The sequence below is a fragment of the Flavobacterium sp. LB2P53 genome, from assembly GCF_003970305.1.
Classification (GTDB): domain Bacteria; phylum Bacteroidota; class Bacteroidia; order Flavobacteriales; family Flavobacteriaceae; genus Flavobacterium.
In genome coordinates, this window is record NZ_RYDG01000005.1 from 79,558 (window position 1) to 95,942 (window position 16,385).

The window sequence follows — 16,385 nt, forward strand, 5'->3', positions numbered from 1 at the left end:
GAGCAGGTTGGGGAGAAGGCTAATTCCAATTTTCCTCAAATCCGTAGTCTTCAAAACTATCATCGCCTTCAAACATGTCCAGATCATCTTCGTCCAAGCCATCTTCAAATTCATCATTATAGTTATCGGCATTGTCAGATTCAAAGTTTTTCTCCATCGCTTCATCCGGCATTTCCCCGTGAGAAAAAATAGTTTCCGGATATAAATTACCCAGCACTTGGTCTTCTACAGCAGCAAGTTCTACAAGGAATGTCCACATATTGATAAAGTCATAGACATAAAGAATTTTGGTATTTTGTTTGTCTAAAATATCAGATAATTGATAGTCACTCATGATTTTTTGCTCACCGGGAACATCACCGGTATCAAAAAGTGAAATTTCCTCTTCTTGGTTCCAAGTCTCATCACAAGTATAAAAAGAAGCTACTTCCATCCCGTCAAAACCAAAAGAATTGAAAATAGCATTGTGTAAATCTTCTAAAGTATCGTCTTCAAGTATTGCAATGTCTCTAAAAACATCTTCTTCCGCGTCTAGAATCACTCTAAATTTATAAACCATAATCTTTATTTATATTAAAAGTCCAAAGGTAAAATATAATTTTAGATTTAGATTTCAGATTTCAGATTTGTTAATAAGATTTTTGCGTATGCACGAGAAAGGAATACATCAATGTCAAAGTCTTTTTGAAGAAAAGAAGGAAAGTATATTTTGTTTTCAAATCACTTATTTGAATAAAAAGTTACAGTTTTTTTATTTTAAATACACGGGCTACTCTTTTTCGGTACTGGTGGTATTTTTTATGATTTGGGTATTGTCTTTTTGATGTCATGTTATTTACAATCAATGCAATAACAAGGAGTATGAGTGAGCCAGTTAGCACAGGATACAGCACATACCAGTATCCCAGTTCTTTAATTTTTGAGGAGCCAATTATGGCTATCAATGCTGTGGCACCTCCTGGCGGGTGAAGCGTCTTTGTCATTTGCATTAAAACTATAGACAAGGAAACTGCAAGCGGTGCGGATAACCATAGAATATCAGGGACAAATTTAGCAATTGTTACACCTATAATAGCTGAAACCAGGTGGCCGCCAATAAGGTTTCTAGGCTGTGCTAATGGACTTTGAATCACACCATATACCAATACACTCGATGCTCCAAAGGATCCAATTAAATATATAACATCAGATTTTGGTAAAGCTTTTGATTGCAAATAGGCTATTATTCCAATACCAATAAAAGAACCCAAAAAAGCCCAGGAATGTTCTTTAAAATCAACCAAAGTCTCCTTGTAGAGGATGTATTTGGTTTTGCGATAACTCCTTTTTATTTTTTGAACGTGCATAGGAGATTATTTTATTAAACTTGGCGAATAGGAATAAACGGTAAAAGGGTAAATCATTTTTGCCGTATATTTTGATATTAAGCAAACCAACAAAATAGGAATAAACAAAGTGTAATCATTCGTTAGCCCACAAACTAAGAAAATAGCAGTAAAAGGGGCATGAATACTGGCGCTTAAAACGGCAGCCATCCCCATGATAATAAAGTTTATCGGAATTACATGAGCATTAAAATAAGTGTTTGTAACTAAAGCAAGAAGCAATCCTAAAAAAGCACCCATGAAAAGACTGGGTGCAAAAACGCCTCCATCTCCTCCTGAAGCAAGTGTGGCTGATGTTACAATGGGTTTCAGGATGATGATGCCAATGATTGTTAGTGCCAGAGGGAAAGTCAATGACATTTCATTCGAACTAACAAAAATAGTTTTAATAGCATGATATCCTTCGCCATAAAGCTGTGGAAACAGGAATAAAGAGGAACTTAAAATCAGCGATCCTATTATAATTTTGAAATATGGAATTTTTATTCTCGTAAATTGGGCTTTGAAAAACAATACACTGCGCGTTAGATACACAGAATTCAATCCTGACAAAATGCCTAAAAGAATAAAATAGGGAATGGCTTTAAGATGCCAAGTTGTAATATTTACTGCAAACAGTGGTTTTTCGTCCAATAAAAATACCAGCCCAAAAGCAATGGCTACCGCAATCAAGTTACTAAGTAAGAATGCTCGAGTGACTTTTCTAGAAATAACCTCTATCGCAAAAAGAATTCCAGCGATCGGGCTGCTGAATATAGCTGTAATTCCAGCGGCAATTCCGGCACATATCAATTCAGTTTTGTATTGTCTAAACACATTTTGCTTTCTTTGCGCTACGGAGCCAATGGTTGCCGAAGCCACAACAGTTGAGACTTCTATCCCGGTGGAACCGCCAAAAACGACGGTCAATAATCCGTTAATGAAATGAGAAGGGATTTTATAACTGGGTAAATTTTTAGATTTAGAATTGGTGCTTTCAAAGATTTCTTTTATGCCTTTGTTTTCCTTTTTCTTAAATAAATATTCCCTAAGAAAATAAATAATCGACAATCCAAATACGGGGAAAATAACTAAGAATAGTGGATTGATAGTCGCTTGATGAAAAAATATTTCCTCATAATATTCTGTAGCATTTTTTAAAATAACACCTAAAAAAGCAGAAAGAAAACCAATCAAAACAGAGACAATAACTAATTTTCGGAATTTAATGAAGCGATAATTTTTTTTTATTCTTGCAGTAGTGTTCATTTAAAAGGGGGATGGAATCTTTATTAGTGTAATAAAAAGAATTTAACTCAATGTTGCAAAGATAAAGAAACAAAGCCAGATTAGAATTAAAAAAAGAAAGGCATGGTTTTCTTTTGCGATTCTGGTATTATTTTATTCTTTTAAATTTAGGAAGCATCTTATTTTTCATAAAATTCTAAAGGTAATTCATCCGGATCGGCAATAAAGAAGAACTTTTTTTGGGTAAATTCATCGATGCGTATTTCTTCGGAAGGGATGTTTTGATTCACAAAATAATCGCGTGTTTTCTGAATATCGTCTACTTCAAAAGCTAAATGACGCATTCCTGCCGCTTCAGGAGCGGAAGAACGTTTTGGCGGATTTGGAAAAGAAAATAATTCTATTACATATTCTCCGTTAAGTGCCAAATCAAGTTTATACGATCGTCTTTCCTCACGGTAAATTTCCTGAATAATGGTAAGTCCTAAAACAGTTGTATAGAACGTTTTAGATTTTTGATAATTGGCACAAATAATGGCAATATGATGAATTTTGTTAAGTTGGATCATATTATTGTTGATTTAATTGCCGGATCACTTTTGCCGGATTTCCTACTGCCAAAGAATTGTCAGGAATGTCTTTAGTAACCACTGAACCTGCACCAATAACACAGCCATTTCCAATAGTGATTCCAGGACAAATAACGGAATTTCCTCCAATCCAGCAATCATCACCAATGGTTATTGGTAAGGCATTTTCCAGCGTTTTTCTCAGTTCAGCATCCAGCGGATGTGTGGCGGTGTACAATTGAACTCCTGGTGCAAAAAACACATTGGAACCAATAGTGACCTTGGCACAGTCTAAAACAACACAGTTTACATTAAAATACACATTTTTCCCACAACTGATATTGTAGCCGTAATCGCAAAAGAATGGAGGTTCAATGTAAAGATTTGCTCCTGCATTAGGAATTAGTTCTTTTAGAATTTCCCGTGCTTTTTTAGTTATTCTGTATTCCACAACATTTAATCGGTGGAGCAAATTTTTAGATTTTCGCCTGTCTTTTACTAAAACAGGATCGCCTGCTAAATAATATTCTCCGGCAATCATTTTCTCTTTTTCGGTTTTTATTTCCATACTTAGTTTTTTTGTTTTTGGGCATGCCCTGCGCAAAAGCTCCGGTCGGGCTATTCGTTACAATCTTTCTTGTCTCGCTTTAACATCGAGCCAAGAAAGGATTTTCACTACTATCCCTCATGCTGATCCTGCTTTTGAAGCGCAATAGTACGTTGTAAATATAATCTAAAATTAAAATTATTACAACTCATCCTCGTATTTCAACAGTTCAGTATTGTATTGTTTTTCGACCTTCTTTTCTAAAATATATTTGATTCATAAAAAAATTAAATACGATGAAACTAACATGTATTAAACAGCCAAATCATTCCAAGAAAAGTCTTAATTCGATTTTTTTATTTGCCTTTTTATTATTCAGCTTGACTATTTTTTCACAAAATACAGTTTCCGGGAAAGTGGTAGATGAAAAAGGAAAACCGGTTTCTGGAGCTAATATTTTTATCGAAGGAACGTATGATGGTACTTCCAGCAGCGAAAAAGGCGATTTTAGTTTTACAACTATGACAACAGAAAATCAAACATTGGTAGTGAGTTTCCTGATTTATGAAACTTCAAAAACCATAATTGATGTCGCTAATTTTAAAAATAAAACTATCAAATTACGAGAAAGCGTTACGTCGCTAGATGCAGTTGTGATTACGGCTGGAACTTTAGAAGCGGGCGATAAAGCTAGAGTTTCGGTTTTGAAACCATTAGACATCGTAACTACAGCGGGTTCTGCGGGAAATATTATTGCGGCTTTGCAAACGTTGCCAGGAACACAAACGGTAGGTGAGGATGGGCGATTGTTTGTTCGTGGCGGCGAGGCTAATGAAACACAAACTTTCGTTGATGGGATTCGGGTGGCGCAACCTTATGGCGCAACCACGAATAATCTGCCTACACGAGGAAGGTTTTCTCCTTTTCTGTTCAGCGGAATTTCATTTTCTACAGGCGGCTATTCAGCGGAATATGGCGAAGCGTTATCCAGTGTTTTATTGTTGAATACACAAGATGACCCAGACCAAAATAAAACTGAAATAGCATTGATGACTGTGGGTTTAGGAATTGGAAATACCCAAAAATGGAAAAAAAGTTCGTTGAGCGTAAATGCGAATTACATCAATTTAGCACCTTATCAGGCTTTGATTCCACAAAATGTGGATTGGAATAGTCCTTTTCAATCGGTGTCTGGAGAAACGGTGTACCGTTATAATTTTAATAATGGGATTTTGAAAGTATACGCTGCTTTTGACTCTTCAAAATTTGATATTAATCAGGAAAATATCAATTCGCCGGAGAAAATCAGAGTTGATTTAAATAACAATAATTTCTATTTAAATTCGTCTTACAAAGGCGTTTTTGGGAACAATTGGCAAATTACTACTGGATTGAGTTATGGCTACAGCAACAACAAAATAAATTTAGATTCAGATAAAGTGGCGAATGATGAAAATGCGGCTCATTTGAAATTAAAATTGAAAAAAAGTTTTTCTGAAAGAGTAAAAATTTCCTTTGGAGCAGATTATTTTATTACCCAGTTCAATGAAGATTTCAACGAAAATTCAGGGTCGGTTTTCACCAATGGCTACAATGCAAACATTGCGGCTGTTTATACGGAAGCTGATGTTTTCTTCTCTAAAAAATGGGCTGCAAAAGTAGGCTTAAGAGCTTCGAATAACAATTTGCTGAACGAAACCGCTATTTCCCCCCGAATTTCATTTGCGTATAAAATGGCAAAGAACAGTCAGTTTTCATTTGCCTATGGCGATTTTACTCAAACTCCAAGTGCTGAATACATTAAATATTCCAACAACAATCAGTTTGAAAGCGAAAAAGCCTCGCATTACATTTTGAATTTTCAATACCATAAAAACGGGAAAACATTTCGTGCCGAAACCTATTATAAAGACTACAGTAATTTAGTAAAATTCGACACCCAAATGGCCGCATATAATTCGGTTTACAATAATACCGGTTCTGGTTATGCTAAAGGTTTGGATTTGTTTTGGAGAGATGGAAAATCAATCAAAAATTTAGAATATTGGGTTTCCTATTCCTACATTGATACCGAAAGAGATTATAAAAATTTCAGTTTTCAAGTTACACCAAGTTTTGTTGCGGATCACAGTTTATCAATCGTTACTAAATACTGGATAAACGATTGGAAATCGCAAATAGGTTTCACGAATTCATACAGTTCCGGACGACCCTACAACAATCCAAATGAAACGAAATTTATGAATGGAAAAACCAAATCGTACAACAGTTTGAGCTTCAATTGGGCGTATTTGCTATCACAGCAAAAGATTTTATACTTCTCAGTTTCTAATGTTTTAGGAAGTCAAAATGTTTTTGGCTACGAATATGCGAACAATCCGGATAATGCGGGCTTTTATAACAGAAAATCAATTATTCCTACGGCCGATCGTTTTTTCTTCGTAGGATTCTTTTGGACGATTAGCAACGATAAAAAAGACAATCAGTTGAAAAATCTTTAAAAATGGTCATAATGTCAAAGGTATAAAATCCTAATAAACGTAAATTCATTCCACTTTATGACTTTCGGCTTTAAGACTTTCGACTTTATGACTTTCGACTGACACACAATTCATCCATCAAAATTGACAGTTCAGTATTTATAAATTTTAATCCAATGAAAACCGAGATACTTTTGAAGTATAAATAACACAATGTTTCAATCATCAAAAAAACAACCATTAAAAACAAGAAATCATGACCAAAATTATCACCACAATCGTATTTTTTATCTGTAGTTTATTATCGGCTCAAGGGCAATTTGAACAAGGTATGGGAAAAGCATTCCAATTATGGGGCGAAGGAAAAAACACGGAAGCTTCTGATTTGTTCGAAAGAATTTCCGGTGCTGAAAAAACAAGCTGGTTGCCAAATTATTATGTTGCATTGGTGAATACCACAACTGCTTTTAGAACAAAAGATAAAGATCAAATGAATTTATTACTTTCGAAAGCGCAAAAATCATTAGATTTAGAAATGGATAAAAATCCAAATAATGCCGAATTATTGGTCATGCAAGCAATGATTCATACGGCTTGGATTGCTTTTGACCCAATGACAAACGGACAAAAATTATCCGGAACGGTTATGGAATTGTACGGAAAAGCACAAGCAATTGCTCCGGAAAACCCAAGAGTTGTTTTTGGTAAAGCCGAATTTGAAATTGGTAGCGCTCAATTTTGGGGAACAGACACGAAGCCAATGTGTGCGCAAATTGAAAAAGCTATCGGACTTTTTGCTACTTTTAAACCTGAAACACCTTTTTCTCCAAAATGGGGATTGGACAGAGCATTAGCAGCACAGAAAAATTGTAAATAATATATTGAAGTAAGAAGCAGGAGAAAAGAAACGAATTTCATTGACAGCCTTTTCTCTTTCCTATTTTTTCTAAAACTGAATAAAATGAAACTATCTTTTAAAGAATTGATTAGATCACTAATTATAGGTTGCGTTATTTTTATAATATTACTATTAGTGAATATTGCTTTGGGGCATAAATATGTTTTCAACAGTAATTTAGCCGTTACATTTTTATACACTTTATTTTATACACTTACGATTGGATATGCAAATAAATTAGTTTTTGTTTATTTGGATAGCGTTTTTGTAAAAGATAGGTTTTCGGTAAAACGAATAGTTGTTGGTTTTTTTAGTTCATTTTTCGTTTCTTTAACTGTTGTTTTTTTATTGCGAATCTTTGAAGATGTCATCATAGAAAAAAGAACTTTTGAAGTGTTTTGGAAAAATGAAAATCCTGCTAATTATATTTTTGCAATTGTTATTACCTTTTTGATAATTTTATCTTTCCATGTTTTTTATTTCTATAAAGCGTTACAGGAAAATAAAGTCAAAGAACAGAAAATCATCGCAGGAACCGCAAATGCTAAGTTTGAAAGTTTAAAAAATCAAATAGATCCCCATTTTCTTTTCAATAGTTTGAATGTTTTAAGTGCTCTTATTGAAGAAAATCCAGAAAATGCGCAACGATTTACGACTTCATTATCTAAAATTTACCGGTATGTTTTAGAACAAAAAGACAAGGAATTGGTTCCAGTGGAAGAAGAACTGGCTTTTGCCAAAACCTATATGAATTTATTAAAAATGCGTTTTGAGAACAGCTTGTTTTATGAAGTACCAACAACAGCTATAAATCCAGAAGCCAAAGTGGTGCCACTTTCTTTACAGCTTTTGCTCGAAAATACGGTAAAGCACAATGTGGTTAGCGAACAAAGACCGTTATATATCAGGATCTATGTGGATGGTGATTATCTGGCTGTTCAAAACGATTATCAAAAGAAAGAAGTGTTGCAAGATCGGCAAGGTGTTGGTTTACAAAATATTGTCAACAGATATAGAATTATTACTACTAGAAAAGTCCTGATTGCTCAAAACGAACAAACCTTTACGGTCAAAATCCCCATTTTAACTAAACAAATTACAGGTATGGAAACACAATATAGTAACGATGAAACTGGAGCATATTTGAGAGCATCAGAACACGTAAAAAAACTAAAAGGATTCTACGGAAATTTAATTTCATATTGTTTAGTAATCTCGTTTTTGATTTTTATTAATTTAAGTTATAGTGCAAATTTTCAATGGTTTTGGTTTCCGTTATTGGGTTGGGGAATGGGACTTACTTTTCATGGTTTTGAAGTTTTTGGGTACGGAAAATCATGGGAAGAGCGAAAGATTAATGAGATTTTGAAAAAAGACAATCAGAATAATAAATGGAATTGAGATTCCCTAAATTTAAAAAAAATACAAACTAATATGGACAACTCAGAAAAATATTTTCAAGCAAAAAAGCAGGTAGGAAAAATAAAAGATTTTTACAGACATTTAACGGTTTATAGTATTGTGATTATTTCTTTGGCAATCATTAATTTGACTACATCCCCTCAATACTTATGGTTTTTTTGGCCGTTATTTTGGTGGGGAATTGGATTGTTTTTTCATGGCATGAAAGTCTTTAATTATATGCCGTTTTTGGGAACTAATTGGGAAGAAAAAAAGATTAATGAGTTGATGGATAAAGATAAAAATCAAAACCGCTAATATCATGAAAACAGATGCAATTACAGAGTTACAGTATAATGAAGCGCTCGCACGTGTAAAAAAAATAAAAGGATTTTACATACATTTGATTGTTTATCTAGTAGTGAATTTAATGATTGTGTTTGTCAATATTCAAGATTTAGATGTTGGTGAAAGCTATTTTAAAATGGAGAATTTCTTTACGGCTTTCTTCTGGGGAATTGGATTAACAACTCACGCTTTTTCTACTTTTTTGCCCAATTGGATTTTTGGAAAAAACTGGGAAGAAAAAAAAATTAAGGAATTGATGGAAAAAGAGAAAAGCGAAAAATGGCAATAAGGATAAATGTTCAGTGTTCAGTTTTTTTAGTATTCAGTAAAACCTCTTACTTCTATTCTCTATTTTCTAACCTCTAACTTAAAAAATGACAACAATAATTATCGAAGACGAAAAACCAGCGGCGAGGTTGCTCCAACGAAAACTGGAAAAACTAAATATTAAAGTTGGAGTGCTATTGCATTCCGTGGAAGAAGCTATTGCTTGGTTTTCTAATAATGAACATCCGGATTTGATCTTTCTGGACATTCAATTGTCAGATGGATTATCGTTTGAAATATTCGAAAAAGTATCTATTAAAAGTGCAGTAATTTTCACCACGGCTTATGATAAATATGCTTTACGGGCTTTCAAATTGAACAGTGTTGATTATCTTTTGAAGCCTATTGACGAAGATGATTTAGAGGTTTCCGTTACAAAATTTAAGGCGCGTTTACCTAAACTGGAAACAGTACAATTGGATTTTGAACAAATCAAAAAAATGCTGTCTAATCCATTTGAAAAAAATTACAAAAAAAGATTTTCTGTAAAAATAGGCCAACATTTAAAGGTGATTTCTGCCGATGAAATTGAGTGTTTTTTTAGTGAAAATAAAGGAACCTATTTGCATACTTTTGACAATAGGAATTATTTAATAGAAACAACTTTAGAACTTTTGGAACAGGAATTAGATCCAAAGGATTTTTATCGGGTAAGCCGAAAATTCATAGTTCCTCTTAAAGCAATTAAAGAAATTGTAGTCTACAGCAACTCCCGTTTGAAAGTTATTTTACCTTCTTACAAAGACGAAGAAGTAATTGTGAGTAGAGAAAAGGTTTCTGATTTCAAGAGTTGGATAGGCTGATAATAGTATTAAACAGATAAAGTATATAATGGGTATTAAATAACTCTTTTTTAGTGAATTAGGTATTTAGTATAGAATATGTCTATAGTGCTTTTATACCTTTAAAAATGTTTTTCGGATTCCAATTAGAACAAAAATGAGTGCCGTGTAAAGTATAAAAAACGGAATGATATATTCAATTAAATTCATAGGTAACATTACCGCAATTATCAATAGTTGGAAGCCCAAACCGTAGATAGAAAGTATCGTCATAAACCAATTAGGAAACGTTTTTACTTTGTAAGCTTCTTTATCAAGTGTGTGAATGATCTTGTCGAATGTGCCATAAACGAGGGTGTAAACACGGAACAGAATATCGACAGATTTTTGGGTTTCACCGGGTAAAGCTCTGGGTGATTTGTACTCGAAAATTTTACTGGTAGTGTCTCCGCCAACGGATTTATTTCTTAAAATCACATAGTAGTAATTGTATAAAGTGCCCTGCAATTGGATGCCGATAAAAGCCAAAATAGTAACCCAAAATGATGTTTTTGAAACATAACAAATAGTCATTAAAAGCAGAAAATTTAAGATGATATCAAATACACTGTCCAAGTATCTTCCAGTATAAGAAGGCGTGTTTTTTAAGCGTGCCAGTTCACCATCTGCTGCATCAATCATTGATTTCAAAATGATAAAAAAACTTGCGAAATAGTAACTTCCTTGCAGAATACAGTAAATAGCAATCAAGCCCGAAACACCAAAAAGTAAGGTGACATGAATAGGAGTAAACCGAGTGTTTTTTAATTGATTGGCAAGAAATTTCCCGAAGGTTCTTCCATAATCTGATAAATCTAAAAATTTATCTTGAGCGGCAAGTTTAGACATTTATGTTGGTAAACAAAGAAATGCGACAATATAGTCAGGTGTTATTTTGAATTGACCACGGTTTAAACCATGGGTTATGTTTATTTCTTATTTAGATAATCGGTGTAAAGTGAATGTCATTGCCGTTAATAAAAAGAAAGCCATCACTTGATGTAGTAATCCCAACCAAAGTGGGACACTGTAAAGCAGAGTAAGGATACCTAATGCAAATTGCAAGAAGACAATCAACACCAATATATTGATTCCTTTTTTCTGAAGTGAGGAAAGAGTGTGTTTTCTGCTTGTAAAATAAAGAGCAAGAATTAATCCTACCACGACATACGCCATAGTTCGATGTACGAACTGAACGCCGCTTTTTCCTTCGATAAGATTTAAAAACAAGGTGCTTTTTTCTATAAAGACACTCTCGTGAATGAATTGACCATCACTCATCAGCGGCCAATGATTGTGAATCAAACCCGCATTTAAACCCGCAACAAACCCGCCATAAATGATTTGGATAACTAGAAAAATTAATGCGACACGCGCAAGATTTCGTAATGGAGGTATAGCTGTCGCTTTGTTTGGGTAGATTAAATCCAAAGCTACCCAGAGTGTGTAAGCAAACGTTATAAAGGCAAATGTAAGGTGTAATGCCAATCTAAAATGACTTACATCCGGATTGTCGATTAATCCGCTACGTACCATAAACCAGCCCAGAAATCCTTGAAAACCACCCATGAATAGTAGAACAACACATTTTTTTATAGTCTCTGTCGAAAGACGTTTCTTGAACAAGAAGTATATAAAAGGAAGGATAAACGCTAAACCTATTATTCTCCCTATAAAACGGTGAAACCATTCCCAGAAATAAATGAATTTGTAATCACTTAACGTAAAATCATTGTGGATGTTTATTTTTTGGTACTCCGGAAATTTTTTATATTCTTCAAAAGCGTATGACCATTTTTCTGCTGTTAAAGGAGGAAAAGTATCAGTTACTAAATGCCAGTCGGTCATTGATAAACCGGAATTGGTCAATCGGGTAATTCCTCCCACTACAACCATCATAAACAATAATAAGCATCCTGATAACAACCAAATGATAACGTAATTATTCTCTTTTTTCATTGTTTGAAATTAATTTTTGCAAAGATATTTGAAATGTAATTAATTGTTAATTCAACAAGCGTTAATCTTTAATCCGATTTTTGCGGCTCTTTTTAGCATAAATTGAAAAGCAGCTTCATATTCATTTGGAATTTCTCCTTCTAAAATGGCTTCTTTTATGGCTTCTTTCAGCATTCCGATTTCTTTTGAAGGCTTTAAGTTAAATTTTTCCATAATTTCTTCACCTGATATTGGTGGCTGGAAATTACGTACCTGATCCCGTTCTTCGACTTCTACAATTTTCTGGCGGACGATTTCAAAATTATTGTGGTATTTCTTGAATTTATTTGGATTCTTCGTTGTGATATCCGCTTCGCATAGTGTCATTAAATTCTCAACGTCTTCGCCAGCGTCAAAAACCAAACGGCGCACTGCAGAATCCGTTACCGTATCTTGGGATAAAACAATCGGTCGTGAACTCATCATGACCATTTTTTGCACAAATTTCATTTTTTGATTCAACGGCATGTGCAAACGTTCAAAAATCTTTTTTGCCATTTTGCCACCAAGAAATTCATGTCCGTGAAAGGTCCAGCCTTGTTTTTTAGTAAAACGTTTCGTTGGTGCTTTACCTATGTCGTGCAATAATGCTGACCAGCGCAACCAAACATCATCAGTATGCGGACAAATATTATCGACAACTTCCAGCGTGTGATAAAAGTTATTTTTATGGGTATGGCCTTCAATTTCTTCCACTTGATTCAGAGCAGTCAATTCTGGAAGAATAATATCTAAAAGTCCAGTTTTGAACAATAGCAAGAATCCTACGGAGGGTTTGTCTGTCGAAAGTATTTTATTCAATTCATCGACAATTCGTTCTCCGGAAATAATTTTGATTCGTTCCGCATTTTTGGTTATCGAATTCAGCGAATCTTCTTCGATTTCAAATCCCAATTGGTTTGCAAAACGAATCCCTCTCAACATGCGCAAAGGATCGTCAGAAAAAGTAATATCCGGATCCAAAGGGGTTCTGATTATTTTGTTTTTTAAATCTTCCAATCCGTTAAAAGGATCGGAGAGTTCTCCAAAATTAGCGGTGTTCAAAGATAAAGCCAGTGCATTTATGGTGAAATCACGACGGTTTTGGTCGTCTTCTAAGGTGCCGTTTTCTACAACTGGATTCCTGCTTTCAAAATTATAGGATTCTTTTCTGGCTCCAACAAATTCAATTTCGGTGTCTTCAAAACGCAGCATCGCTGTTCCGTAAGTTTTGAAAACCTGAACTTTTGGTTTGTTAGGAAGCAGTTGTGACACTTTTAAAGCCAATTCAATTCCGCTGCCCACGGCAACAATATCAATGTCTTTTTTAAAGTCTCTCTTCAAAAGTAAATCTCTTACGAAACCACCAATCACATAACTGTCAACGCTAAGTTCTTGAGAAGCTTGAGAAATTACTTCGAATATTTTGTTATGTAAGGCTGTTTTGTAGTTCATTTTTTATTACCGCAAATTCGCTAATTATTTTTTGGTATCAACGATACGTTTGTATTCTAAAGAGGTCAAGTTAAAATTAACCAATATTGCAAGTTTGTTTCCAGAAATTTTTAAATAATTTAAACACTGATTGTAATGACTATTGTTAAAACATTCGACAGTTTTTATTTCAAGAATTATTTTGTCATGGATAATAAAATCTGCATAAAATTTATGTTTTAAAATGGAATTTTTATAACTAACAGAATATTCTTTTTCCCTCTCATAGTGAATATTATTTTCGTTAAATTCAAATTCTAAGGCATCTTTATAAACTATTTCAGAGAAACCTTTACCAAGATTTTTGTGTACTTCATACAGGAGTCCAACAATTTTATAACATTCATCTTTATAAATTAAATCATCCATTTTTAAAATTGAATTAGCGAATTAGCGGTAAAAAAACAATTATTTCCGAATCACTTTTACCTGAGAATCACTTGTCAATTTTATAATTGTAGATGGTTTTCCGGCAATTTTTTCGCGATGCAAATTTACAACATAGTCCACGCCTTTTATAATTTCAGGACTGATTTCTTTGAAACTTTTTGGAGTAGGTTGTCCGGAGATATTTGCTGATGTGGAAACCAACGGTTTTTTCATTTTTTCCATCAATTTAAAACAAAAAGGTTCCTTTACAAGTCTAATTCCTAGTGAGTTGTCAGCTGCGATTAAATTGGGTGCTACGTTTCGTGGTTTGTCCAGAATTAAAGTGGTTGGGTTTTGATTTGCCAGTTCACTATCGGTCAGGTCAGAGAAATCCATAATTTGCCAGGCTACTTCCGGAATGTCTTTGAATACATTGTAAATCATTTTATCGCCATTCATCAAAACAATCATGCTTTGGGTTTCGGCTCTTTTCTTGAGTTTGTAAATTTTAGCGACAGCCTCTGGATTTGTGGCGTCACAACCAATTCCCCATACGGTATCAGTGGGGTAGAGGATGATTCCTCCATTTTTTATGACTTCGTAAGCATTGTGTATTTCTTGGTTGATATCCATGATTATAGATCGATTATTTTATAAGTGGGAATTGCTTTGATTTTTAATTTATTATGATAAACATATAGATTAATTAATCTTTCAGATATAAACCCGAAAATTCGTGCTTGATAGTCATCCTTGGGAATACTGACTTTAGATTCCAATTCAAATAGAATAGAAAAAAGCCAGGTGTAATAATCATCCCAAATTTTCTTGGAACAAATCATCATATTTGCTACATGAAACAGTCGACCTTCGTCTAAATGGGTTACAATACTTTCTTTGTATTGCGGGTACTTCTCACTAATTATTTTTTTTGTTAAATCCCAATCTTCTTTTCGGTGATCTTCACAGTAGTTTTGAGTCAGTGTAGTATTTTTAAATTTATATGGTTTACAAAGAATTACATCGTACTCCGAGAGTATTTTAATGATTTTTTTTTCTAAAATTTCTCCATCAGTTTTAACTAATTTTGTTTTTTTAAAATCATCAATCTTAATTTTTTTTTGAGCGGAAGGTTGGAAATTATAAAAGGGATTGAAAAAATTAAAATACCTCCTGTAATGACAGATTCCAACGTATTCAACATCCGTAATATTTTTCCAAATCCAATAAGAAGCAGTTAATTCACAGTAGTTTTTGTTTTTATTAGCAATGTTATCGAGCGTGTTGTCTCGCAAAATATTTGTTGCAATGTCTACATTTTCGCCGACTTGTATCGGGATATGCAATTCGTTAAATAAAATAGGGGTCTCTTTATGTGTAACTGTAAAAATTTTAACCATTTTCTAGTTCTTTTTTAGATTTAATTAATGCGGATGCAATTATTTGGTGCATGTCGTAATATTTGTATTCTGCCAATCTGCCTCCGAAAATTACATTATTAAGGGTTTCGGAAAGCTTTTTATAATTGAGATATATCGCTTGATTTTTTTCGTCATTAATAGGATAATAAGCCTCTTTTTCGGACGTCCAATTTTCAGGATATTCTTTTGTCACTACAGTTTTCTTTTGGTTGCCAAATTCAAAATGTTTATGCTCTACGATCCTCGTATGTTGATATTCAATGTCATTATAGTTAATGCCTGCATTTCCTTGAAAATTCTCGGTATCCAGAATTTGTGTTTCAAATCGCAACGAGCGATATTCTAGTTTTCCAAACCGGTAATCAAAATATTCGTCAATTTTCCCCGTGAAAACAATTTTTGTTGCGATATTTTCAAAGTACTCTTTGTTTTCGAAATAATCTGTATCAAGTTTCACTTCAATGTTTTCCAATAAATTTTCTATAATTTTATTGTAACCTCCAATGGGGATTCCTTGGTAGCGATCGTTAAAATAATTATTGTCAAAAGTAAATCTAACGGGAAGTCTTTTAATAATGAAAGCAGGCAGTTCGGTGGCCTTTCTGCCCCATTGCTTTTCAGTATACCCTTTGATCAAGGTTTCGTATATGTCTTTTCCCACCAATGAAAGTGCTTGTTCTTCGAGGTTTTTAGGGTTGTCGCTTCCAAATTCCTTAATTTGCTGCTCAATTTTATTTTTTGCTTCAGCCGGCGTTTTGGTTCCCCATAGCTGATAAAAGGTATTCATGTTAAAAGGTAGATTATAAAGTTTACCCTTTGAAAGCGATAGAGGCGAATATACGAAATGATTAAAATTCACGAATTGATTTACATAATCCCATATTTTCTTGTCATTAGTATGAAAAATATGCGGGCCATATTTGTGGACATTTATCCCTTCAATATTTTCACAATAAATATTTCCTCCGGTGTGTTTTCTTTTATCTAAAATCAAACACTTTTTACCCGCTTTTGTTGCCTCATGCGCAAAAACACTACCGAAAAGACCTGATCCTACTATTAAATAATCATATTCTTTTTTCATTCAACAAAAATAGATATTTAATACTAAATTGCAACAA

At 33.7% G+C, this 16,385-nt stretch carries 18 protein-coding genes; 6 read left to right on the forward strand and 12 right to left on the reverse strand.

Annotated features, from left to right (window positions below; genetic code table 11):
• Positions 1-19: 19 nt before the first annotated feature.
• The 5 genes from EKL95_RS07900 to EKL95_RS07920 all read right to left on the reverse strand — a co-directional run bounded on the left by EKL95_RS07900 (position 20) and on the right by EKL95_RS07920 (position 3,743).
• A complete protein-coding gene (locus tag EKL95_RS07900; RefSeq protein ID WP_126554398.1) occupies positions 20-559 on the reverse strand; it encodes an IS1096 element passenger TnpR family protein in 540 nt (179 codons plus the stop codon).
• A 181-nt stretch (positions 560-740) separates the two neighbouring features.
• Positions 741-1,346, reverse strand: coding sequence for an HPP family protein (locus EKL95_RS07905; protein WP_126563921.1), 606 nt, complete (start codon positions 1,344-1,346; stop codon positions 741-743).
• A 6-nt stretch (positions 1,347-1,352) separates the two neighbouring features.
• Positions 1,353-2,633 carry a chloride channel protein gene (locus EKL95_RS07910; protein ID WP_126460411.1) on the reverse strand — a complete coding sequence of 427 codons (1,281 nt, stop codon included), beginning with the start codon at positions 2,631-2,633 and terminating at the stop codon, positions 1,353-1,355.
• Between the two features lie 158 nt (positions 2,634-2,791).
• Complete coding sequence (locus tag EKL95_RS07915; RefSeq protein WP_126563922.1) at positions 2,792-3,181, reverse strand: VOC family protein; 390 nt, start codon at positions 3,179-3,181, stop codon at positions 2,792-2,794.
• A 1-nt stretch (position 3,182) separates the two neighbouring features.
• Positions 3,183-3,743: a sugar O-acetyltransferase gene (locus EKL95_RS07920; RefSeq protein WP_126554457.1), complete on the reverse strand. Its 561-nt coding sequence runs from the start codon at positions 3,741-3,743 to the stop codon at positions 3,183-3,185.
• Positions 3,744-4,024: 281 nt separating this feature from the next.
• On the opposite strand from EKL95_RS07920, the gene EKL95_RS07925 reads away from it, so the two are divergent.
• The 6 genes from EKL95_RS07925 (at position 4,025) to EKL95_RS07950 (ending at position 9,985) form a co-directional block, all read left to right on the forward strand.
• A complete protein-coding gene (locus EKL95_RS07925; protein WP_126563923.1) occupies positions 4,025-6,229 on the forward strand; it encodes a TonB-dependent receptor in 2,205 nt (734 codons plus the stop codon).
• Between the two features lie 235 nt (positions 6,230-6,464).
• The gene (locus EKL95_RS07930; protein WP_126563924.1) at positions 6,465-7,085 is read left to right on the forward strand and encodes a hypothetical protein; all 621 of its coding nucleotides are present in this window, start codon (positions 6,465-6,467) and stop codon (positions 7,083-7,085) included.
• An 84-nt stretch (positions 7,086-7,169) separates the two neighbouring features.
• Positions 7,170-8,507 carry a histidine kinase gene (locus tag EKL95_RS07935; RefSeq protein ID WP_126563925.1) on the forward strand — a complete coding sequence of 446 codons (1,338 nt, stop codon included), beginning with the start codon at positions 7,170-7,172 and terminating at the stop codon, positions 8,505-8,507.
• A gap of 33 nt (positions 8,508-8,540) precedes the next feature.
• Positions 8,541-8,825 carry a 2TM domain-containing protein gene (locus EKL95_RS07940; protein ID WP_126561903.1) on the forward strand — a complete coding sequence of 95 codons (285 nt, stop codon included), beginning with the start codon at positions 8,541-8,543 and terminating at the stop codon, positions 8,823-8,825.
• Positions 8,826-8,829: 4 nt separating this feature from the next.
• A complete protein-coding gene (locus EKL95_RS07945; protein ID WP_126554411.1) occupies positions 8,830-9,144 on the forward strand; it encodes a 2TM domain-containing protein in 315 nt (104 codons plus the stop codon).
• Between the two features lie 85 nt (positions 9,145-9,229).
• Complete coding sequence (locus tag EKL95_RS07950; RefSeq protein ID WP_126554413.1) at positions 9,230-9,985, forward strand: LytR/AlgR family response regulator transcription factor; 756 nt, start codon at positions 9,230-9,232, stop codon at positions 9,983-9,985.
• Between the two features lie 93 nt (positions 9,986-10,078).
• Here the strand turns inward: EKL95_RS07950 and EKL95_RS07955 are convergent, their stop codons facing one another.
• The 7 genes from EKL95_RS07955 to glf form a co-directional block, all read right to left on the reverse strand.
• Positions 10,079-10,852, reverse strand: a complete 774-nt coding sequence (locus EKL95_RS07955; protein ID WP_126563926.1) for a CDP-alcohol phosphatidyltransferase family protein — start codon at positions 10,850-10,852, stop codon at positions 10,079-10,081.
• An 87-nt stretch (positions 10,853-10,939) separates the two neighbouring features.
• Complete coding sequence (locus EKL95_RS07960) at positions 10,940-11,962, reverse strand: COX15/CtaA family protein (protein WP_126563927.1); 1,023 nt, start codon at positions 11,960-11,962, stop codon at positions 10,940-10,942.
• A 51-nt stretch (positions 11,963-12,013) separates the two neighbouring features.
• Positions 12,014-13,435: a CCA tRNA nucleotidyltransferase gene (locus EKL95_RS07965; protein WP_126460441.1), complete on the reverse strand. Its 1,422-nt coding sequence runs from the start codon at positions 13,433-13,435 to the stop codon at positions 12,014-12,016.
• Between the two features lie 24 nt (positions 13,436-13,459).
• Positions 13,460-13,843: a GxxExxY protein gene (locus EKL95_RS07970; protein ID WP_126554421.1), complete on the reverse strand. Its 384-nt coding sequence runs from the start codon at positions 13,841-13,843 to the stop codon at positions 13,460-13,462.
• 39 nt (positions 13,844-13,882) lie between these two features.
• Positions 13,883-14,476, reverse strand: a complete 594-nt coding sequence (locus EKL95_RS07975) for an L-threonylcarbamoyladenylate synthase (RefSeq protein WP_126554423.1) — start codon at positions 14,474-14,476, stop codon at positions 13,883-13,885.
• A 2-nt stretch (positions 14,477-14,478) separates the two neighbouring features.
• A complete protein-coding gene (locus EKL95_RS07980) occupies positions 14,479-15,243 on the reverse strand; it encodes a DUF4422 domain-containing protein (RefSeq protein ID WP_126460464.1) in 765 nt (254 codons plus the stop codon).
• On the reverse strand, positions 15,236-16,348 hold the full coding sequence (gene glf, locus EKL95_RS07985; protein WP_126460467.1) for a UDP-galactopyranose mutase: 1,113 nt from the start codon (positions 16,346-16,348) through the stop codon (positions 15,236-15,238). The genes EKL95_RS07980 and glf overlap by 8 nt, the downstream gene beginning before the upstream one ends.
• Between the last annotated feature and the right edge of the window lie 37 nt (positions 16,349-16,385).